Source organism: Pseudazoarcus sp. NS20 (assembly GCF_059703745.1).
In genome coordinates this window covers 579,437-599,157 of the sequence record NZ_BAAKIY010000003.1, presented here as the reverse complement: position 1 = coordinate 599,157, position 19,721 = coordinate 579,437, and the positions used below count along the sequence as shown (strand labels likewise).

19 protein-coding genes are annotated in these 19,721 nt (G+C 62.9%); 9 read left to right on the top strand and 10 right to left on the bottom strand.

The annotated features are described in order from the left end of the window. The first annotated feature begins 16 nt into the window (after positions 1-16). The gene (locus tag AC6H0W_RS11570) at positions 17-1,189 is read left to right on the top strand and encodes an O-succinylhomoserine sulfhydrylase (RefSeq protein ID WP_497577306.1); all 1,173 of its coding nucleotides are present in this window, start codon (positions 17-19) and stop codon (positions 1,187-1,189) included. Positions 1,190-1,246: 57 nt separating this feature from the next. Here the strand turns inward: AC6H0W_RS11570 and AC6H0W_RS11565 are convergent, their stop codons facing one another. The 3 genes from AC6H0W_RS11565 to AC6H0W_RS11555 are packed head-to-tail and all read right to left on the bottom strand — an operon-like array spanning position 1,247 to position 3,057. Next, positions 1,247-1,966 carry a UDP-2,3-diacylglucosamine diphosphatase gene (locus AC6H0W_RS11565; protein WP_497577305.1) on the bottom strand — a complete coding sequence of 240 codons (720 nt, stop codon included), beginning with the start codon at positions 1,964-1,966 and terminating at the stop codon, positions 1,247-1,249. A gap of 13 nt (positions 1,967-1,979) precedes the next feature. Then, entirely contained in the window at positions 1,980-2,474 is a 495-nt protein-coding gene (locus AC6H0W_RS11560) for a peptidylprolyl isomerase (RefSeq protein ID WP_497577304.1), read from the bottom strand. Between the two features lie 13 nt (positions 2,475-2,487). Continuing rightward, positions 2,488-3,057: a peptidylprolyl isomerase gene (locus tag AC6H0W_RS11555; RefSeq protein ID WP_497577303.1), complete on the bottom strand. Its 570-nt coding sequence runs from the start codon at positions 3,055-3,057 to the stop codon at positions 2,488-2,490. A gap of 169 nt (positions 3,058-3,226) precedes the next feature. Between AC6H0W_RS11555 and cysS the strand changes: the two genes are divergently transcribed. Beyond that, positions 3,227-4,597, top strand: coding sequence for a cysteine--tRNA ligase (gene cysS, locus AC6H0W_RS11550; protein WP_497577302.1), 1,371 nt, complete (start codon positions 3,227-3,229; stop codon positions 4,595-4,597). 21 nt (positions 4,598-4,618) lie between these two features. Next, positions 4,619-5,080, top strand: a complete 462-nt coding sequence (locus AC6H0W_RS11545; RefSeq protein WP_497577301.1) for a PH domain-containing protein — start codon at positions 4,619-4,621, stop codon at positions 5,078-5,080. A gap of 80 nt (positions 5,081-5,160) precedes the next feature. Here AC6H0W_RS11545 and dnaJ read toward each other — a convergent pair whose 3' ends face one another. The 3 genes from dnaJ to grpE all read right to left on the bottom strand — a co-directional run bounded on the left by dnaJ (position 5,161) and on the right by grpE (position 9,019). Next, positions 5,161-6,279, bottom strand: a complete 1,119-nt coding sequence (gene dnaJ / locus AC6H0W_RS11540; protein ID WP_497577300.1) for a molecular chaperone DnaJ — start codon at positions 6,277-6,279, stop codon at positions 5,161-5,163. A 146-nt stretch (positions 6,280-6,425) separates the two neighbouring features. After that, positions 6,426-8,363, bottom strand: a complete 1,938-nt coding sequence (gene dnaK / locus AC6H0W_RS11535; RefSeq protein WP_497577299.1) for a molecular chaperone DnaK — start codon at positions 8,361-8,363, stop codon at positions 6,426-6,428. Between the two features lie 104 nt (positions 8,364-8,467). Beyond that, on the bottom strand, positions 8,468-9,019 hold the full coding sequence (gene grpE, locus AC6H0W_RS11530; protein ID WP_497577298.1) for a nucleotide exchange factor GrpE: 552 nt from the start codon (positions 9,017-9,019) through the stop codon (positions 8,468-8,470). Positions 9,020-9,195: 176 nt separating this feature from the next. On the opposite strand from grpE, the gene AC6H0W_RS11525 reads away from it, so the two are divergent. Beyond that, complete coding sequence (locus tag AC6H0W_RS11525; RefSeq protein WP_497577297.1) at positions 9,196-10,563, top strand: protein kinase domain-containing protein; 1,368 nt, start codon at positions 9,196-9,198, stop codon at positions 10,561-10,563. A gap of 23 nt (positions 10,564-10,586) precedes the next feature. Here AC6H0W_RS11525 and AC6H0W_RS11520 read toward each other — a convergent pair whose 3' ends face one another. From AC6H0W_RS11520 to hrcA, 3 genes are all read right to left on the bottom strand, one after another. After that, positions 10,587-11,576 (bottom strand): SPM autocatalytic domain-containing protein, encoded by a 990-nt coding sequence (locus AC6H0W_RS11520; RefSeq protein ID WP_497577296.1) that lies wholly within the window; start codon positions 11,574-11,576, stop codon positions 10,587-10,589. Between the two features lie 72 nt (positions 11,577-11,648). After that, positions 11,649-12,746: a ferrochelatase gene (gene hemH, locus AC6H0W_RS11515; protein WP_497577295.1), complete on the bottom strand. Its 1,098-nt coding sequence runs from the start codon at positions 12,744-12,746 to the stop codon at positions 11,649-11,651. Between the two features lie 45 nt (positions 12,747-12,791). Then, positions 12,792-13,826 (bottom strand): heat-inducible transcriptional repressor HrcA, encoded by a 1,035-nt coding sequence (hrcA, locus tag AC6H0W_RS11510; RefSeq protein ID WP_497577294.1) that lies wholly within the window; start codon positions 13,824-13,826, stop codon positions 12,792-12,794. 108 nt (positions 13,827-13,934) lie between these two features. Here hrcA and AC6H0W_RS11505 point away from each other — a divergent pair, with 108 nt between their 5' ends. Both AC6H0W_RS11505 and recN read left to right on the top strand, forming a co-directional pair. Further along, positions 13,935-14,822 (top strand): NAD(+)/NADH kinase, encoded by an 888-nt coding sequence (locus tag AC6H0W_RS11505; RefSeq protein ID WP_497577293.1) that lies wholly within the window; start codon positions 13,935-13,937, stop codon positions 14,820-14,822. An 8-nt stretch (positions 14,823-14,830) separates the two neighbouring features. Then, complete coding sequence (gene recN, locus AC6H0W_RS11500; protein ID WP_497577292.1) at positions 14,831-16,492, top strand: DNA repair protein RecN; 1,662 nt, start codon at positions 14,831-14,833, stop codon at positions 16,490-16,492. Between the two features lie 79 nt (positions 16,493-16,571). On the opposite strand, the gene fur is transcribed toward recN, so the two are convergent. Continuing rightward, entirely contained in the window at positions 16,572-16,997 is a 426-nt protein-coding gene (fur, locus tag AC6H0W_RS11495; RefSeq protein WP_497577291.1) for a ferric iron uptake transcriptional regulator, read from the bottom strand. A gap of 151 nt (positions 16,998-17,148) precedes the next feature. Here fur and AC6H0W_RS11490 point away from each other — a divergent pair, with 151 nt between their 5' ends. The 3 genes from AC6H0W_RS11490 (at position 17,149) to carA (ending at position 19,690) form a co-directional block, all read left to right on the top strand. Then, positions 17,149-17,538, top strand: coding sequence for an outer membrane protein assembly factor BamE (locus AC6H0W_RS11490; protein WP_497577290.1), 390 nt, complete (start codon positions 17,149-17,151; stop codon positions 17,536-17,538). Between the two features lie 39 nt (positions 17,539-17,577). Then, positions 17,578-18,384: a 4-hydroxy-tetrahydrodipicolinate reductase gene (dapB, locus tag AC6H0W_RS11485; RefSeq protein ID WP_497577289.1), complete on the top strand. Its 807-nt coding sequence runs from the start codon at positions 17,578-17,580 to the stop codon at positions 18,382-18,384. A gap of 163 nt (positions 18,385-18,547) precedes the next feature. Then, positions 18,548-19,690 carry a glutamine-hydrolyzing carbamoyl-phosphate synthase small subunit gene (gene carA / locus AC6H0W_RS11480; protein ID WP_497577288.1) on the top strand — a complete coding sequence of 381 codons (1,143 nt, stop codon included), beginning with the start codon at positions 18,548-18,550 and terminating at the stop codon, positions 19,688-19,690. Positions 19,691-19,721: the final 31 nt, after the last annotated feature.

Genomic DNA, 19,721 nt, shown 5'->3' with positions numbered 1-19,721 from the left:
CAACCTCTAGCAACTGATGAACGACTTCGATTTCGACACGCTTTCCGTACGGGCCGGCACCACGCGCAGCCAGTTCGGGGAGCACAGCGAGGCGCTGTATCTCACCTCCAGCTTCGTGTTCGGCAGCGCGGCGGAAGCCGCCGCGCGTTTTTCGGGTGAGCAGGAGGGCATGGTGTATGCCCGCTTCACCAACCCGACCGTCACGATGATGCAGGATCGCCTTGCCGCGCTCGAAGGCGGAGAGGCCTGCATCGCTACGTCGTCCGGCATGTCGGCCATCCTGTCGCTGGTGATGGGCTTGCTCAAGGCGGGCGATCACGTGATCGCCTCGACGGGGCTGTTCGGCGCCACCCAGCAGTTGTTCGGCAACATCCTGGCGCGTTTCGGCATCGAGACCACGCTGGTGTCGGCGACCGATCTGGACGCCTACCGCAAGGCGGTGCGTGCTTCGACCAAGCTGTTTTTCGTCGAGACGCCGTCCAACCCGCTGACGCAGGTAGTCGATGTTTCCGCGATTGCCGCCATTGCCCACGAGGCAGGCGCGCTGCTCGCGGTCGATAACTGCTTCTGCACACCAGCCCTGCAGCGCCCGCTCGAACTTGGTGCGGATGTCGTCATTCACTCTGCCACCAAGTATCTGGATGGTCAGGGCAGGGTGCTCGGTGGCGCCGTGGTCGGCAGCAAGCCGGTCATCGACGAGGTGCTGAAATTCGTGCGTACGGCTGGCCCGTCCATCTCGCCGTTCAATGCCTGGGTGATCCTCAAGGGGCTGGAGACTCTGCGCTTGCGTCTGGAAGCCCAGTCTGCCGCCGCCCTCAAGCTCGCCACATGGCTGGAAGCCCAACCGTGGGTCGAGCGGGTGTATTACCCCGGCTTGGCCTCGCACCCGCAACATGCGCTCGCCATGCGCCAGCAAAGCGGCAGCGGCGGAGCCATCGTCAGTTTCGACGTCAAAGGCGGTCGCGAAGCGGCCTGGAAAGTCGTGGATGCCACAAGGATGCTGTCGATCACTGCCAATCTGGGCGACACGCGTACTACCATCACCCACCCGGCCACCACTACGCACGGGCGTATTTCTGCAGAAGCTCGGGCTGCCGCGGGTATCGGTGAGGGGTTGTTGCGCGTTGCAGTAGGGCTTGAGTCTGTTGAAGACATCCAAGCTGACTTGGGGCGCAGCTTCGCGAAGTGAATCGGATTGATGAAATGCAAAAAGGCCGCCCGCGGGCGGCCTTTTTGCATTTCATCTCTATCCAGAGCGTCCAGTAAGGAAGCCTTCACCGTCCCACAACAGCCAAGGCGCATCGTCGTGCCAGTCGGACAACACCCAACGCACGCATTCACGCCCGTCTACCTCATGCACATGGCGAGCCGGGCGGTGGGTGTGGCCGTGGATCAAGGTGGGGCAGCCGTGGTCGCGCAGCAGGGTTTCAACGGCCGAGGCATTGACGTCCATGATCTGCATCGACTTGGTGCTGGTTTCTTGCCGGCTGCGTTGGCGCAGCTGCTCGATGAAGGCGCGGCGTTCGGCCAGCGGTTTGGCCAGAAAACCCGCCTGCCAAGCGGGGTCTCGTACCATCGTACGGTACTGCTGATAGGCCGTGTCGTCAGTGCACAGCGTATCGCCGTGCGAGAGCAACACGCGGTGGCCGTCGAGGTCGATCTCGGTGGGCTCGTCGAGCAGCGTCAGGCCGCACTGCGCGGCGTACTGCTCGCCCAGCAGGAAGTCGCGGTTGCCGGCCAGAAAGAACACCTGGACGCCTGCATTGGCCACCTTGCGCAGAGCGCCGGCGACGTGGCGGGCCAGTGGCGTGTCGTCATCGTCGCCGGCCCAGTACTCGAACAGGTCACCGAGTATGTATAGCTCGTCGACTTCGCGCGCAGGCCCCGTGAGCAGGGCATCGAATGCGCGCAGCGTTTCGGGTTGCTCTTCCCGCAGGTGCAGGTCGGAGATGAAGAGGGCTTTCACCGGGCGTGCGTGATCAGACGATTTCGGCGCGTTCGATCACGACGTCTTCTTTCGGCACGTCCTGGTGGAAGCCGCTGTTGCCGGTCGGCACCTTCTTGATTTTCTCGACGATATCCATGCCGTCGGTGACGCGACCGAACACGCAGTAGCCGAAGCCTTGCATGTCGGGCGAGCGGTAGTTCAGGAAGGCGTTGTCGGCGACGTTGATGAAGAACTGGGCCGTGGCCGAATGCGGGGCCTGGGTGCGGGCCATGGCGATGGTGCCGACTTCGTTCTTGAGGCCGTTGCCAGCTTCGTTCTGGATGGCCTCACGCGTGGGCTTCTGGTTCATGCCAGGCTCGAAGCCGCCGCCCTGGATCATGAAGTTGCCGATGACGCGATGGAAAATGGTGTTGTCGTAATGACCGGCTTTCACGTAGGCGATGAAGTTCTCGACCGTGGCCGGGGCTTTTTCGGCGTCGAGTTCAAGGGTGATGACGCCGTGGTTGGTGTGCAGTTTGACGTTCATGATGGCTCCTGGATCAGTGGGTTGCGGCCGGTGTCTTGATGGCGGCGCGCTCTACGATGACGGTGTCGACCGGCAGGTGCTGATGCGCACCAGCGCGGCGTACGGGGCTTTTGCCGATGGCGCTTACAACGTCCATGCCGGCGATGACTTTGCCGAACACGGCATAGCCGTGCCCATCCGGCTCCGGGTGGTTGAGCCCGGTGTTGTCGGCAAGGTTGATGAAGAATTGGGATGTGGCCGAGTCAGGTACGCCGGTGCGCGCCATGGCGATGGTGCCGATGGCGTTGCGCAGGCCATTGGCGGCCTCATTGCGGATGGGGGCCAGGGTGGGCTTCTGGCGCAGCTTTTGGTCAAATCCGCCGCCCTGGATCATGAAGCCGTCGATGACGCGATGAAAAATCGTGCCGTTGTAGTGCCCGCTCTTCACGTAGGCCAGAAAGTTCTCGACAGAAACCGGCGCCTTTTCGGGGTAGAGCTCCAGCGTGATCACGCCGCGGTTGGTGTGCAGCTCGACCACCGGGTCGGCCGCGTGAGCGGCGCTGAGGAGCAGGAACAGGGAGAGGGCGGCGAGCAGTCGGGGCATGCGGTGCTTCCAGTGTTGATTGCGTGGCAGGGCGGCCATTCGGCCAGGGGCGGCGCTGTGCTATGATCGCGCGCTTCCGTGGCGCAGACCGCACGGATTCTAGCAAAACCCCCTCGGTGGCGCACGGCGCGGTATCCGCTGCGGCCGGCCCCCGCAATCGGATGATGGCATGCTGCAGATCCACAATACCCTGACCCGCAAGAAGGAAGACTTCGTCCCGATCGACGCCGGCAAGGTCCGCATGTACGTGTGCGGCATGACGGTGTACGACTACTGTCACCTCGGGCACGCGCGGGTCATGGTGGTTTTCGACATGGTGACGCGCTGGCTGCGTGCCAGCGGCTTCGAAGTCACCTATGTGCGCAACATCACCGACATCGACGACAAGATCATTCGCCGTGCGCAGGAAAACGGTGAATCCATCCGTGCGCTGACGGATCGCTTCATTGCCGCCATGCATGAAGACGCCGACGCGCTTGGCGTGCTGCGCCCCGACCACGAGCCCCGCGCCACCGACTACGTGGCGAGCATGCAGAGCCTGATTTCGCGCTTGACAGAAAAAGGCTTGGCGTATGTCGCCGCCAACCAGGACGTGTGCTACGCCGTGCGCAAGTTTGATGGCTACGGCAAGCTCTCGGGCAAGTCGCTGGACGAGCTACGCGCCGGCGAACGCGTGGAAGTGGCCAGCGACAAGAATGACCCGCTGGATTTCGTGCTGTGGAAGCATGCCCGCGCGGAAGAGCCGGGCGAAGTGAAGTGGGCTTCGCCGTGGGGCGAGGGCCGGCCGGGCTGGCACATCGAGTGCTCGGCAATGAGCTCCGAGCTGTTGGGCGACCACTTCGACATCCACGGCGGGGGCGCCGATCTGCAGTTTCCGCACCACGAGAACGAAATCGCCCAGTCCGAGGGGGCGCACGGTCACGGCTTCGTGAATTACTGGATGCACAACGGCTTCGTGCGCGTCGATGACGAGAAGATGTCGAAGTCGCTCGGCAACTTCTTCACTATCCGCGAGGTGCTGCAGAAGTACGACCCGGAAGTGGTGCGCTTCTTCATCCTACGGGCGCATTACCGCAGCGCGCTCAACTACTCCGACGCGCATCTGGATGACGCACGCAGCGCGCTGACGCGTCTGTACACCGCACTCAAGAATTGCCCGCCGGTGGGCGAAGCGGACATGAACGACCCGCTGGCACAGCGTTTTGCCGCGGCGATGAACGATGATTTCAACACCGCTGAAGCCGTGGCGGTGCTGTTCGAACTGGCGGGTGAGGCCAATCGCGGCGATGCCGGCAAAGCGGCGCTGCTGCACGCGTTGGGCGGCACGCTGGGTTTGCTTGAGCGCGATCCGCAGGCCTTTCTGCAAGGCGGCGTCGAAGATGGCCTGGATGAAGCCAGCATCGATGCGCGCATTGCCGAGCGGGCTGCAGCCAAGAAAGCACGCGATTTCGCTACGGCCGACCGCATTCGCAACGAGCTCACGGCGGCGGGCATCGTGCTGGAAGACGGCGCGGGCGGCACGACCTGGCGTCGCGCCTGAGTTTCATCCCACGGAGGCTACATGGCGTACATCGAGGAATCCCTGTCCACTGGCGAACGGATTGAAGCCATCTTCCGGCTACATTGGTTTTCGTGGGTGTCGGTGTCCGTGTGGGTGGCCCTCGGCTTGGCGGCAGTCGTCGTTACCGGATGGTTCGGCTTCCAGTGGGTGCTGGGGTTGGCGGCGGCAGCGTTGCTGTGGCTGTTTGCCGTGTATGCGTGGCTCGTCTTGCGCTTTACCGAGCAGGGCGTGACCAACAAACGGGTGATTCACAAGGTCGGCATCATCAGCCGCAAGACCGATGAAATGAAGTTGTCGTCGATCGAGACGGTGGAGATCGATCAAGGGGTGTTCGGCCGCATTTTCGGTTTCGGCGACGTCCGGGTCACCGGGCGGGGCTTGAGCGATCTGGTGTTCAAGAGCATCGACGATCCGATGACGGTCAAGCGCGCCATCGAGAGCATCAGTCACCCGAGGGCCTGAACGGCCGCGTTGCCGAGGCCGCACTGCCGATAAAAAGGCCCGCCGATTGGCGGGCCTTTTTGCTGGGCGATGTGTCTGGCTCAGGTGCCGAAGAAATCGCGCACCTTGTCCATCCACGACTTGGCCTTGGGGTTGTGCTCGGCTGCGCCGCCTTCGGCAACGCCTTCGAACTCGCGCAGCAATTCTTTCTGACGCTCGGTGAGCTTCACCGGCGTTTCGACCACCACGTGGCACATCAGGTCGCCTGGAGCGTGTGAGCGTACGTTGCGGATGCCCTTGCCGCGAAGACGGAAGACTTTGCCGGTTTGCGTTTCGGCGGGAATCTTGAGACGTGCCATGCCGTCGAGGGTGGGAATCTCGATCTCGCCACCCAGTGCGGCGATGGTGAAGCCGATCGGCATCTCGCAGTGCAGGTCGTCGCCCTGACGCTCGAATACCGAATGCTGGCGGATGTGGATCTCGACGTAGAGATCACCCGGCGGGCCGCCGTTCACGCCTGGCTCGCCGTGACCGCCGTGACGCAGGCGCATGCCTTCATCAATGCCGGCGGGGATTTTCACCTCCAGCGTCTTGTGGCTCTTTACCCGGCCGGCGCCGCCACAGTTGGTGCAGGGCTCGGGGATGACGCGGCCCGTGCCATGACACGTCGGGCAGGTTTGCTGGATCGAGAAGAAGCCTTGCTGCATGCGCACTTGCCCCGCGCCGCCGCAGGTGTGGCAGGTTTTCGCTTGCGTGCCGGGCTTTGCCCCTGAGCCGTTGCAGGTGCCGCAGTTTTCAGCGGTGGGGATGCGGATGGTCTTGTCGGTGCCGCGCGCGGCTTCTTCGAGCGTGATCTCGAGGTTGTAACGCAGGTCGGCGCCGCGATAGACGTTGGAGCGGCCTCCACCACCCCGGCCACCACCGAAGATGTCGCCGAAGATATCGGAGAACGCGTCGCCGAAGCCTTCGTAGCCACGGCCGCCGCCGGCTGCGCCTTCCATGCCGGCATGGCCGAAGCGGTCGTAAGTGCCTCGTTTCTGTTCGTCCGACAGGGCCTCGTAGGCTTCGCTGAGTTCCTGGAATTTGGCCGCCGCATCCTTGTTGTCGGGGTTGCGGTCGGGGTGGTGCTTCATCGCAAGCTTGCGGTAGGCCTTCTTGATCTCGTCGGCCGACGCGTCGCGATTGACGCCCAGAACTTCGTAGTAATCGCGTTTTGACATGGCTGGTTATGTGCTGGATTTCTGTCCGGTGAAAAAGCCGAAAGTCGGGGGTGCCGCCCGTCCGGTGGCACCCCCGACTTCACGTCATCCGCCGGAGGAGATTGCGGAGTCCGGGCGCAGCACGCTGCGCCCGGGGCGGGCAGGGATCACTTGTCGTCCTTGACCTCGGTGAACTCCGCATCGACCACGTCGGCATCAGCGGCTTTGCCGGCATTGCCGGCATTGCCTGCTTCAGCGCCGCCGCCCGCCGCCGCACCTTGCGCCTGCTGGTCGGCGTACATCTTCTCGCCGAGCTTCTGGCTGGCCTGGGCCAGTGCGGCGCTCTTGGCGTCGATCTGATCCTTGTCGTTGCTCTTGAGTGCTTCCTCGGCTTCGGTGATGGCGGTCTCGATGGCCGACTTCTCGGCTTCGTCGAGCTTGTCGCCATGCTCGGCCACGGCCTTCTTCACCGAATGGATGAGGCTGTCGCACTGGTTGCGCGTGTCGACCAGGTCACGTGCTTTCTTGTCGTCTTCAGCGTGCGCGGCGGCGTCCTGCACCATGCGTTCGACTTCTTCATCCGAGAGACCCGAGTTGGCCTGGATCTTGATCTTGTTTTCCTTGCCGGTGGCCTTGTCTTTGGCCGACACGTGCAGGATGCCGTTGGCGTCGATGTCGAAGGTGACTTCGATCTGCGGCATGCCGCGCGGCGCCGGCGGGATGTCGGACAGGTTGAATTGGCCCAGGCTCTTGTTGCCCGAAGCCATTTCACGCTCGCCCTGCAGCACGTGGATGGTCACCGCGCTCTGGTTGTCGTCGGCCGTCGAGAAGGTCTGCGATGCCTTGGTCGGGATCGTGGTGTTCTTCTGGATCAGCTTGGTCATCACGCCGCCCAGGGTTTCGATGCCCAGACTGAGCGGGGTGACGTCGAGCAGCAGCACGTCTTTCACTTCGCCCTGCAGTACGCCGCCCTGGATGGAGGCACCCACGGCCACGGCTTCGTCCGGGTTTACGTCACGGCGCGGATCCTTGCCGAAGAACTCCTTCACCTTGTCGATGACCTTGGGCATGCGGGTCTGACCGCCGACCAGAATCACGTCGTCGATGTCCGAAACCTTCAGACCGGCATCTTTCAATGCGATGCGGCACGGCTCGATGGAGCGGGCGATGAGGTCTTCTACCAGCGCTTCGAACTTGGCGCGGGTGATCTTCACCGCAAGGTGCTTCGGGCCGGAGGCATCGGCCGTGATGTACGGCAGGTTTACTTCGGTCTGCGTGCCGGAGGAGAGCTCGATCTTGGCCTTTTCGGCGGCTTCCTTGAGGCGCTGCAGCGCCAGCACGTCTTTCTTCAGATCGACGCCTTGTTCCTTCTGGAACTCGGTGACGATGTAGTCGATGATGCGCTGGTCGAAGTCTTCGCCACCCAGGAAGGTGTCGCCGTTGGTGGCCAGCACTTCGAATTGGTGCTCGCCGTCGATGTCAGCGATCTCGATGATCGAGATGTCGAAGGTGCCGCCGCCAAGGTCATACACGGCAATCTTGGAGTCGCCCGGCTTCTTGTCCATGCCGAAGGCCAGCGCCGCCGCGGTGGGCTCGTTGATGATGCGCTTCACTTCCAGACCGGCAATCTTGCCGGCGTCTTTGGTGGCCTGACGCTGGCTGTCGTTGAAGTAGGCCGGCACCGTGATGACGGCTTCGGTCACTTCTTCGCCGAGGTAGTCTTCGGCGGTCTTCTTCATCTTGCGCAGCACTTCGGCGGAAACCTGCGGCGGGGCGATTTTCTTACCACGCACTTCAACCCAGGCGTCGCCGTTGTCCGCCTTGACGATGGCGTAGGGCATCAGGTCGATGTCCTTCTGCACTTCCTTCTCGTCAAAACGACGGCCGATCAAGCGCTTGACCGCGAACAGGGTGTTCTTGGGGTTGGTGACAGCCTGACGCTTGGCCGGCGCACCGGTGAGGATTTCACCGTCTTCAGCGTATGCAACGATGGACGGCGTGGTACGAGCACCTTCCGAGTTTTCGATGACCTTCGGCTTGCCGCCTTCCATGACGGAAACGCAGCTGTTGGTGGTGCCGAGGTCGATACCGATGATCTTGCCCATGATTTCTTCCTTGTATCTTGCAATTCGTTGGCCGCCCCGTGCGACCGTGTCATAGCCAATATGGGGCGGGGGTGCAGTCTTTCAAGCCCGCCCCGAAAACAGGTTCATTTGCCTTGTGCGACTTGCACCAGCGCCGGGCGCAGCACGCGCTCGTGCAGCGTGTAGCCTTTCTGCAGCACCATCACCACGGTGTTCGGCTCTGCATCGGATTCGACCGCGCCGATGGCCTGATGCTTGTTCGGGTCGAACTTGGTGCCGAGCGGGTTCTCTTCGCTGATGGCGGCGCCTTCAAAGGCGGAGTTGAGCTGCTTCAGGGTGAGCTCCACGCCTTCGCGCAGCTTCTCGAGCGTCTGGTTTTCGGTGGCCAGCGCAGCCTCGAGGCTGTCACGCACCGGCAGCATGGCCGAGGCGAATTTCTCGGCCGCAAACTTCGACGCCTTGCTGATGTCTTCCTGCGCGCGGCGGCGGATGTTCTCGCCTTCGGCCTTGGCGCGCAACCAGGCATCGTGGTGCTCGGAGGCTTTCTGCTCGGCGGCACGCAGTGCTTCTTCAAGGCTGGGCGCGCTGTCTGCACCGCTCGTTTCCATGCCTTCTGCGGTGGCGGGGGCGCCATCTTCAAGATTGCTGTCCGTCGGGTTCTGGTTGTGATCCTGCATTGTTGCAACTCCCTTGTTCGTCGACTGGGGCGCAACTGGGGGCGTCGCTTCGGGTTTTCAAGGCCGGGCGAGGCAAAATTTATGCCCTTCATGGTTGCCGCGTGGGAAAGCCCATGCGCGCGGGCGGTGTATGCTAATCGGACCTTCGGCGCCGCTGGCGCAAGTGTGGCGATTTCATGAGCGATATTCCTCTTCGTATCGGGCGGTTCGACATCATCGAGCAGGTCGGCAAAGGCGCGACCGCGACGGTGTATCGCGCCGTCAGTGCCGACCACCCGGAGGGGGTGGCGATCAAGCACGTGCGTTTTCGCGCCGAGGGGGAAGGGCAGTCGCGGCGCATCCGGCGCCTGCGCAAATTGATGGCGGCCGAGGCCAGCGTCGCCAAGCGGCTGCAGCATTCCAACATCATCCGCATCCACGAGGTCGTCTTCGAAGAGGATGAAGCGCATGTGGTGATGGAGTACTTCGACGGCAAGCCCCTGAGCCGTTACTGTGCGTTCGACAACCTGCTGCCGCTGCATCGGGTGATGAGCATCGTCTTCAAGTGCTGCATGGCCCTGGACCACGCGTTTCGCCACGGGGTGGTGCATCGCGACATCAAGCCGGACAACATCCTGGTCGACGACGACGACAACGTGAAGATCACCGACTTCGGGCTGGCGCTGAACCTTCACAAAAAGTCGGACAGTGATTCGACCTTCATCCTGGGCGTGGGCTCGCCGGCTTACATGAGCCCGGAGCAGATCAAGAACTACCCGCTGAACCAGAAGACTGACCTGTATTCCCTCGGAGTGGTGCTCTTTCACCTGCTCACCGGGCGCTTGCCATTTCGTGCGGGCAACCACGCCCAGCTCGTCTACAAGATACTCAACGCCGACCCGCCGAAGCCTTCCGGCCTCAATCCCGAGCTGCCCGAAGCCGTGGACAAGGTGGCATTCAAGGCGCTGGAGAAAGATCTGTTCTCGCGCTACCGGAACGGCGCCGAGTTTGCGCAGGATCTTTCCGGCATCCGCTATCGCATCGTCGATGAAAACCACCGCGGCATGGACATGCGGCGTTTCACCGCGTTGCGCCGATTGGCATTTCTGAGCGAGTTCGAAGATATCGAGGTGTGGGAGGCGCTGCGCATATCGTCTTGGCGCATTGTTCCACCCAACTCGGCGATTTTTCGCGAAGGTGTCGAGGACGAACGCTTCGGGGTGCTGGTCGATGGTGAGATCGAGCTGTCCATCGACGGCAAGCGCATCTACAATCTGGGAAAGGGTGAGGTGTTCGGCGAGATGGCGTGGATGGATGCGCCGGTGAGCCGCCAGCTCTATACCGCGATCACCCTGCGCGACACGAGCTACCTTGAGGTGAGCCCGGCAGCGCTCGCCTTGGCGTCCGAGGAATTGCAGGCTGCCTTTCGCAACCGCATCGCCTCGGTGGTGGCGCGCAGGTGCGCGGACGGCATGCGGGCGATTGCGGCCAAGCTCGGAACGGAAGCTGCGCGCGTCGACCGCACTGCCATGGGCAGCACCGACTTGCAACTGGTCGATGACTGAGCATTGCGAGCGCCGGCAGGCGCTCAGACTGTGAGGTCTACCTGGCTGATGGTGCCGACGCTGCCGTTTTCGTTCAGATAGATGCCGCTCTGGCGCATCAACCCCAAGGTTTCATTGGCGGCATTGCGCAAGGCAAATGGCGTCTTGATGCTGGCCAGTGACAAGGCGCCCACGCCGGCTTCGGCAAGAGTGACGAGTTTTCCGGCGCCGTTGGCGTCGGGTTGCCACAGGCGCAGCTTGGCGAAGGCAGGGTCGGCCTCGTCTATCCAGCCGTTGCCGTCGGCATCGAGTGCCGCCAGTTCGGCAAAGCCGTTGCCGGTGAGGGCGCCGAACAGTTCGCTGCCATCGTCGATGCGCCCGTTGTCGTTGCGATCGAACGCCAGAAAGCCACGCCCACCAATGGGCAAGGGGACTTCGTCGAGGGTGCCGTCGGCGTCGAGATCGAAGGCAAAGCGCACGTCCGACAAGGTTGCCCCGGTGCCGGCGAAGTCGAGCATCAGCGGGTCTTTGAGCATTCGGCTGGCACCGCCGTTGATGTCGATGGAGAGGCGCTCGCTGAAGCTGCGCTCCATCTCGAAAGCAACCTCGAACTTGATCACGCGCCCATCGGCCGTGCGCACGCTGCCGGCGGCCGAGAAGGACACCGCTTCATACTCAACGCGTTCGCTGACAAGGGATGCCGCAAAGCCGTTGCCGTTGCCGTTGCTGGATGCGGCGGGCGGCGGCGCGTACGTGCCGCCATCCTCGGCGGGCAGGATGTCCGACATGCGCATGATGCGAACGCTTTGGCCGAAGAGTTTCTCGACCAGCGTGCGCAGAAGGGTGAGGCGCGGATCATCCAGCTCCTGCTCTTCGCCTGCACGCGGCGGCGGCGCAGTATCTGCCACCCCGGCGCTTGTCTCTGAGGCGGCGCGTGGAGGCTGGCCGCCGCGCATGATGGTGAGCGACGCAGACGTACGTTCGTGCAGAACGTGCGAAGACTGCATTTCGAGCTTGGCGCTTTCGATCTTCATGATCACCTCTGCGGACACACTGCCCCGTGACAGAGGTATTAACGGCCGGGCGCCGGAAAACTTGAGCGCGCCTCAGCGCGAGGCGCCGAGCTCCTTGGCCCGCAAGGCGGCCTGTTCCTGCTCTTGTGCGCTGGGCGGCGCGATGGTCAGCCAATTGCCGAGATGCGTTTCTGCGACGTTGCCGAGCGCCGCCACCCAGTCGGGGCGTTCGTTCAGGCACGGTATGTAGTGGAATTCGCTGCCGCCGGCCTCCATGAATGCCTCGCGACATTCCATGGCGATCTCCTCCAGCGTTTCAAGGCAGTCGGCCACGAAGCCGGGGCAGATCACGTCGGCACGTTTCACGCCCTCGCGCGCGAGTTTTTGCAGCGTGGGCTCGGTGTAGGGTTGCAACCACTCAGCCTTGCCGAAGCGCGACTGGAAGGTGATTTGCCAACGTTCGTGCGGTAGCTGCAGGGCTTCGGCGAGCAGGCGCGCCGTCTTGTGGCACTCGCAATGGTAGGGGTCGCCCAGGTCGAGTGAGCGGCGCGGAATGCCGTGAAAGCTCATCACCAGTTTGTCGGGCTCGCCGTGCGTGCGCCAGTGGTCGCGCACGCTGGCCGCCAGAGCGGCGATATAGCCGGAGTGGTCATGAAAGTTGCGCACGAAGCGCAGTTCCGGCTGGTTGCGCCAATGCGTGATGCAGCGCGCCACTTCATCCATCACGCTGGCGGTGGTGCTGGCGGCGTACTGCGGATACAGCGGCAGCACGACGATGCGCGTACAGCCCTTTTCGCGCAGGCGATTGAGAGCGTTTGGAATCGACGGCTCGCCGTAGCGCATGGCCCAGTCCACCATGACCTGCCCGTTGCCGTTATGCAGCAACTGGCCAGCCAACAGCTTGGCCAGCTTTTCGGTGTGGAACTTGAGCGGTGAGCCTTCGTCGGTCCATACCGTGGCGTATTTGGCGGCCGACTTCTTGGGGCGCACAGTGAGGATGATGCCGTTGAGGATGGGCCACCACACGAGGCGCGGAATTTCGACCACGCGCGGATCGGACAGGAATTGCTTGAGGTACTTGCGCAGCGCCGGTGCGGTGGGTGCTTCCGGGGTGCCCAAGTTGGCGATGAGTACGCCGGTCTTGGGTGCCGCACCGTGGGTGTAGGCAGGTTCGGTCCAGTAGCGGCCCATGAAAGGAATCCTTGCGATGCGTGAGAGGCGGCGGCAGCCGGGATGTCAGTCGTTGCTTTGGGACAGCGCGTTGGAAAGCAGGCGAGCCGTGATGTCGACGATGGGGATGACGCGGTCGTAGGCCATGCGCGTGGGGCCGATGACGCCGACCGAGCCGACGACCTTGCCATCGACTTCGTAGCCGGCGGTGATGACGCTGCAGCCGTCGAGCTCTTCCATGCCGGATTCGTTGCCGATGAAGATCTGCACGCCTTCGGCGCGGTTCGACATCTCGAGCAGTTGGATCAAGCCGGTCTTGCGCTCGAAGAGCTTGAAGAGCTCGCGAATGCGCGACATGTTCGAAGACAGGTCCTCGACATCAAGCAGGTTGGTCTCGCCGGACAGCACATAGCTTTCGGTCGAGCCGGCGAGGTCTCCGCTGGCTTCGACGGTGGCGCTCATCAGTTCCGAAATGTCGCTGCGCAGCTGCTGCAGCTCGCCTTGCAGGCGCGAGCGCATTTCTTCGAACGCGTGCCCGCCGTAATGCGCGGTCAGGTAGTTGCCCGCTTCGGTGAGTTCGGAGGGCGTGTAGGCGCGCTTGGTATGCAGGATGCGGTTCTGCACGTCGCCTGCAGTGGTGACGATGATGAGCAGGATGCGCGCGTCGGAAATGCGCACGAACTCGATCTGCCGGATACGCACTGTTTCGTGGCGCGGGCTGACCACGACGCCGGCGAAGTGCGTCAGGCTAGACAGCAAGTGCGAGGCCGAGCTGATCAGGCGCTGCGGCTGGTCGGGCAGCAGTTGCCCGCGCAACTGCATGATGCGCGAGCGCTCCATCGGCTGGACGGTCAGCAGTGAATCGACGAAGAAGCGATAGCCGCGCGACGTGGGCATGCGCCCGGCGGACGTATGCGGGCTGGTGATGAAGCCCATTTCTTCCAGATCGCTCATGACGTTACGCACGGTGGCCGGAGACAGCTCCAGCCCCGAGTGCTTCGAGAGCGTACGCGATCCGACCGGCTGACCTTCTTCAATGTAGCGTTCGATCAGGGTCTTCAGCAGGATCTGGGCTCGGGCGTCGAGCGTGGGCTGTGTCATGGTGCGCTGTCGTGTCGGTCAGGCTGCATTATTCAGGAGCGTAGGGAGGGCTGTCGAGGCCGTCCAGAGCCGTGAACGGCGGTTGTTTGATTGTGGTTTAATCCGCGCATGAAAAATGCCTTGCGTTGCGTTGCCCTCGTTGGCAAATATCAAGACCCCGGAATCGAGGACGCGGTTCTCGAAGTGGCTGCCTTTCTGTCGTCGCGCGGGCTGGAAGTCTGTGTGGAAGAGGGTACAGCAGCTTCGATCCCCAGACTCTGTCCGGGGTGCGAAGTGCGCAATTACGCGAGCATTGCGGCATGCTGTGATTTGGTGGTGGTGTTGGGGGGCGATGGCACGATGCTGCATGCCGCACGCACGCTGGGCGACAGCGGCGTGCCGCTGGTCGGCGTAAACCGTGGGCGCCTCGGCTTTCTCACCGACATCAGCCGTGATGAAGTGGTCACGCACTTGGCCGATATCCTTGACGGGCGTTACAAGGAAGAGCAGCGCTTCATGCTCGACGCCACCGTCACGCGCGGCGGCACGGCGATGGTCCACCACCGCGCGTTCAACGACGTGGTGCTGAACAAGAGTGACTCCGGGCGCTTGGTTGAATTCAATGTCAGCGTGGATGGCGAGTACGTCTACACGCAGCGTTCGGACGGCATGATCGTTTCGACGCCGACCGGTTCGACCGCCTATTCCTTGTCGGCCAACGGCCCGATTCTGCACCCGACGGTGCACTGCATCGCACTGGTACCGCTGGCCCCCCACGCGTTGACGGCGCGCCCGGTGACCTTGCCCGATACCTGTCGCATCGACATCGAACTGCTCGGTCCGTACGATGCGGGCATCTTCTTCGACGGGCATGAGCGTTTCGACGCCCGTCCCGGCGATCGTCTTTCGATTACACGCGCTCCGGGCACCATCAGGCTGTGGCATCCGGAGAGCTACAGCTATTTTGCGATGCTGCGCGAAAAGCTCCACTGGAGCGCAGCCCCGAGCAAACCTTAGGTTGCCCAATGCTAAGACGCCTCATCATTCGTGATTTCGTCATCGTCGACCGGCTTGAGCTCGAGTTCGAAGCCGGCTTCGGCACGCTCACCGGCGAGACCGGCGCGGGAAAATCGATTCTGCTTGATGCTTTGGGTCTCGCGCTCGGAGACCGTGGCGACGCCAGTACCGTGCGCGGCGGGCAGGACAGGGCTGATATCGCCGCCGAGTTCGATCTGCCTGAAGGTAGCCCGCTGGTGGCGTGGCTGGCGGAGAGCGATCTGCCTGCAGACGATGATCTGGTGTTGCTGCGCAGGGTTGTCGACTCCGGTGGGCGCTCGCGCGCCTGGATCAATGGCGTGCCGGTCACGCTCACCCAATTGCGCGAGGCGGGCGAGTGGCTGGCGGACATTCACGGCCAGCATGCCCACCATGCGCTGTTGCGCGGCGATGCCCAGCGCGCGCTGCTTGATGCGCATGCCGGCGCTGCGCCCGTGGCGGCCGAGGTGGCGGAGTTGCATCGTGCGTGGCAACGCATCGCGCGTCAGCGCGAGGCGGCCGATTCCGACGCAGCGGCCACTCAGCGACAGCGCGAATTGCTTGTATGGCAGATCGAAGAGCTCGATCAACTCGGTTTTCGCGCCGAAGAGTGGGCCGAACTCGACGCCGAGCAGCGGCGCCTGGGCCACGCAGCCAGTCTGATCGACGGCAGCGCCGAGGCATTGGGCGCGATTGCCGACGGAGAGGTCTCCGTGGCCGGCATGCTCGGTCATGTCGCGGCTCGTGTCGAGAGCATGTCCGCGCTTGATCCCGAGCTTGATGAGGTGCGCGGCTTGATCGCCAGTGCCTTGATTCAGGTCGATGAGGCCGCCCATGGCTTGCGCCGCTATCAGGAGCGCCTTGATCTGGACCCCGCACGGCTACAGGAAGTCGAAGCACGCATCGCGGCCATCACCGACATCGCGCGCAAGCATCGCGTGTCGCCCGAAGCCTTGCCTGAATCGCTGGCGGCCTGGCGTGCCGAACTGCTTGAGCTGGAGGAGCGTGCCGATCCGGGGCGCCTTGCTGCGGCCGAAGCGCAGGCGCGCAGCAAGTGGGAGGTAGCGGCCAATAAGTTGGCGGCGCTGCGCAAGCCCGCGGCCGAGCGTCTGTCCAAAGAGGTCACCGAAGCCATGCAGTCGATGGCCATGGCCGGCGGCAGCTTTGAAGTGGCGCTGCTGCCTCGGGAGCAGGGCGGTTCGCACGGTCTGGAAGACGTGGAGTTCCGGGTTGCCGCCAACCCGAGTCAGCCGCGTCGGCCGTTGGCCAAGGTGGCGTCGGGGGGCGAACTGTCACGAATCGGTTTGGCCATACAGGTCATGACGAGCCGTGATGCAGCCACGCCTACGCTGATCTTTGACGAGGTCGACGTCGGTATCGGCGGCGCCGTAGCCGAGCGCGTTGGTCAATTGCTGCAACGTCTGGGGCAGGATCGCCAGGTGCTGTGCGTCACGCATTTGCCGCAGGTCGCGGCATGCGCCGATTGGCAGTGGAACATTGCCAAGGGCCAGCGCGATGGAGAGGTGCTGAGTGTCGTTACGCCGCTCGACCGCTCGGGGCGGGTTGAGGAAATTGCCCGCATGCTGGGCGGGCTGAACATTACCGAGACCACTCTTCAGCATGCGTCGGAGATGCTGGGCGCACGTGCTTGATAGGTTCTCTTAATGCAGGCCCACGATGAATGCTGGGCTTAAGGGGTGCGGGCTCAGGTGCAACTGAGCCCGAATCACATCAGGTGCTTTTTTCCGTGCAGTCTGCGCAGGTGCCATACAGATACAGCGCGTGATCCTTGATTCGGAAATTGTGTTTCTTGGCCACAATGTTCTGACGGTTCTCGATCTCGGCGTCGAAAAATTCTTCCACCTTGCCGCATTGCACGCAGACCATGTGGTCGTGATGGCCGTCTTCGTGCATTTCGAACACGGCTTTGCCTGCTTCGAAATAGTGTCGCTCCAGCAAGCCGGCTTGCTCAAACTGGGTCAGCACGCGATATACCGTTGCCAAGCCGATATCCATGCCATCTGAAATCAGCAGGCGATAGACGTCTTCGGCGGTGAGGTGGCGGGTTTCGGTGTTCTGGAACAGATCAAGAATGCGCAGGCGAGGGTAGGTGGCCTTCAGACCGATGCTCTTGAGGTTCTGGGAATTGTCTGACATTGGTATGCCTCTCTGGGGCGAGCCCTGTTATGTGCGTATGCGGGCTGAAGGCGTGTGGCGATTCAGCGCGGGCTTGCGGCCTATGATATATTTTTTGCCTTCCGATGAGAACGGCGCGCCATCGCGTCCTCGACTCTTTAATAGGCGATTCATGCGCTCGATTACCATCCCCGTGCTGTTTCTTTCCGGCGCTTTGTTGCTGACCGGCTGCAGCCCTTACCGCATTGACGTGCGCCAGGGTAATTACGTTGATCAGGAAATGGTTTCGCAACTGCGCCAGGGCATGACGCGCGAACAGGTGCGTTTCGTCATGGGCACGCCGCTGGTGGTCGACATGTTCCGCGAGAACCGCTGGGATTACGTCTATCGCTTCACGGAAGGTTGGGAAGAGCCCAAGACCCGCACCTTGAGCTTGTTCTTTGTCGACGGCCGTCTTGACAGTGTCGAGGGTGACGTTCTGGCCGAAGATGGCTCGCAGGGCGAGACTCGGCAACCGCGCACGCGCCTCGTCGAGGTGCCGGCCCCCGAAGGCCGTCGCTGATCCGGTTCGCCCCTTTTTGTTTTTCCCGAGGTTTATTGCATGACTCAACGCCGAATCGCCATTGCCGGCGCGTCCGGTCGCATGGGCCGCATGTTGGTCGAGGCTACGCTCAATGATCCGCAGGCGTCTCTGGTGGCGGCTTTTGATCGAAATGATTCCGCGTTCATCGGCCGCGATGCCGGCGATTTTCTGGGTGTGAGTTCCGGCGTGAAGATCACTGACGACGCTCGCGCTGCCATTGCGCTGGCTGACTGCGTCATCGATTTCACCCGCCCTGAGGGCACCCTCGAGCACCTGGCGCTGGCGCGCGAGCTCGGCAAGGCCATGGTGATCGGCACGACCGGCTTCTCGGCAGACGGCAAGCGCGTGATCGCTGAGGCGGGAGAGCATGTGCCGGTGGTATTTGCCCCCAACATGGCGGTGGGTGTCAATGCGGTGTTCCGCTTGCTTGAGGTGGCCGCCAAAATTCTCGATTCCGGCTACGACATCGAAGTTATCGAAGCGCATCATCGCCATAAGATCGATGCCCCTTCCGGTACGGCGCTGCGCATGGGCGAGATCGTGGCGCGCGAGCTGGGGCGTGATCTGGACGAGTGCGCCATCTACGGCCGTGAAGGCGTGACGGGCGAGCGCGAGGCCGAGACCATCGGTTTCTCGACAATCCGCGGTGGCGATGTGGTGGGCGATCACACCGTGCTGTTCGCCGGCATCGGCGAGCGCATTGAAATCACGCACAAATCCGGCAGCCGCATGCCCTACGCGCTGGGCTCTCTGCGGGCCGCGCATTTCCTTGCGGCACACGAGCGCGGCCTTTTTGACATGCAAGACGTGCTTGGGCTGCGCTGAGGCAGGCGGTAAAAGCGGCCTTTGGCGTTTGCGCGGATAGGGCGCAAACGCTATAATTCGGCGAATTCGACAGCGGGATCGGCCTGAGAGGCTTGTCCCGTTTTTTTCACGTATGGGGGTGGCGTCCGCCGCTTCCTGTCATCGCCTGAATCAGGAGTTTTTCGTGGCTGTGTTTCCGTCCGCTGTACTGGCCCTCGCCGACGGTACGGTCTTTCATGGCAAGGGGATCGGTGCCGTTGGCACCACGGTTGGCGAGGTGGTGTTCAACACCTCGATGTCGGGTTATCAGGAAATCCTGACCGATCCCAGCTATTGCCGTCAGATCGTCACGCTGACCTATCCGCATATCGGCAATACCGGCGTCAACTCGGAAGACGTGGAGGCAAACCGCGTGCACGCTGCCGGTCTGGTCATCCGCGATCTGCCGCTCCTGACCTCGAATTTCCGCTCCGAGCAGACCCTCGATGCCTACCTCAAGGCCGAGAACGTCGTCGCGATCGCCGATATCGATACCCGCAAGCTCACTCGCGTGTTGCGCGAGAAAGGCGCTCAGGGCGGGTGCATCGTCACCGCCGAAGCAGGTCAGACGCCGGATGTCGACGCTGCCCTGGCAGCGGCGCGTGGCTTCCCCGGCCTTTCCGGCATGGATCTGGCCAAGGTCGTGTCCGCCACCGAAACCGTTGAATGGACGGAGGGTGAGTGGGTGCTGGGCGAGGGATACACCCAGCCTGCGAACCCGCGCTTCCACGTCGTGGCCTACGACTATGGCGTCAAGCGCAACATCCTGCGCATGCTGGTCAGCCGTGGCTGCCGCCTCACCGTCGTGCCGGCCCAAACGCCTGCGGCCGAGGTGCTGGCGATGAATCCGGATGGCGTGTTCTTGTCCAACGGCCCGGGTGACCCGGAACCGTGCGACTACGCCATTGCGGCGATTCGCGAGATCCTCGAAGCCAAGGTGCCGACCTTCGGCATCTGCCTGGGCCACCAGTTGCTGGCGCTGGCTTCCGGCGCCAAGACGCTGAAGATGAAGTTCGGCCACCACGGTGCCAACCACCCGGTGAAGGATCTGGAAACCGGTCAGGTGCTGATCACCAGCCAGAACCACGGCTTTGCGGTGGATCCGGCAACCATGCCGTCAAACCTCAAAGTCACCCACGCATCGTTGTTCGATGGATCGAACCAGGGCATCGCGCGCACCGACGTGCCGGCCTTTTCGTTCCAGGGGCACCCCGAGGCGAGCCCCGGCCCGCACGACGTGTCCTATCTGTTCGACCGCTTCGTGAAGTTGATCGAAGCCAGCAAGTAATCGGGTGGCAGCTTCGGCTGCCACCGTTCAA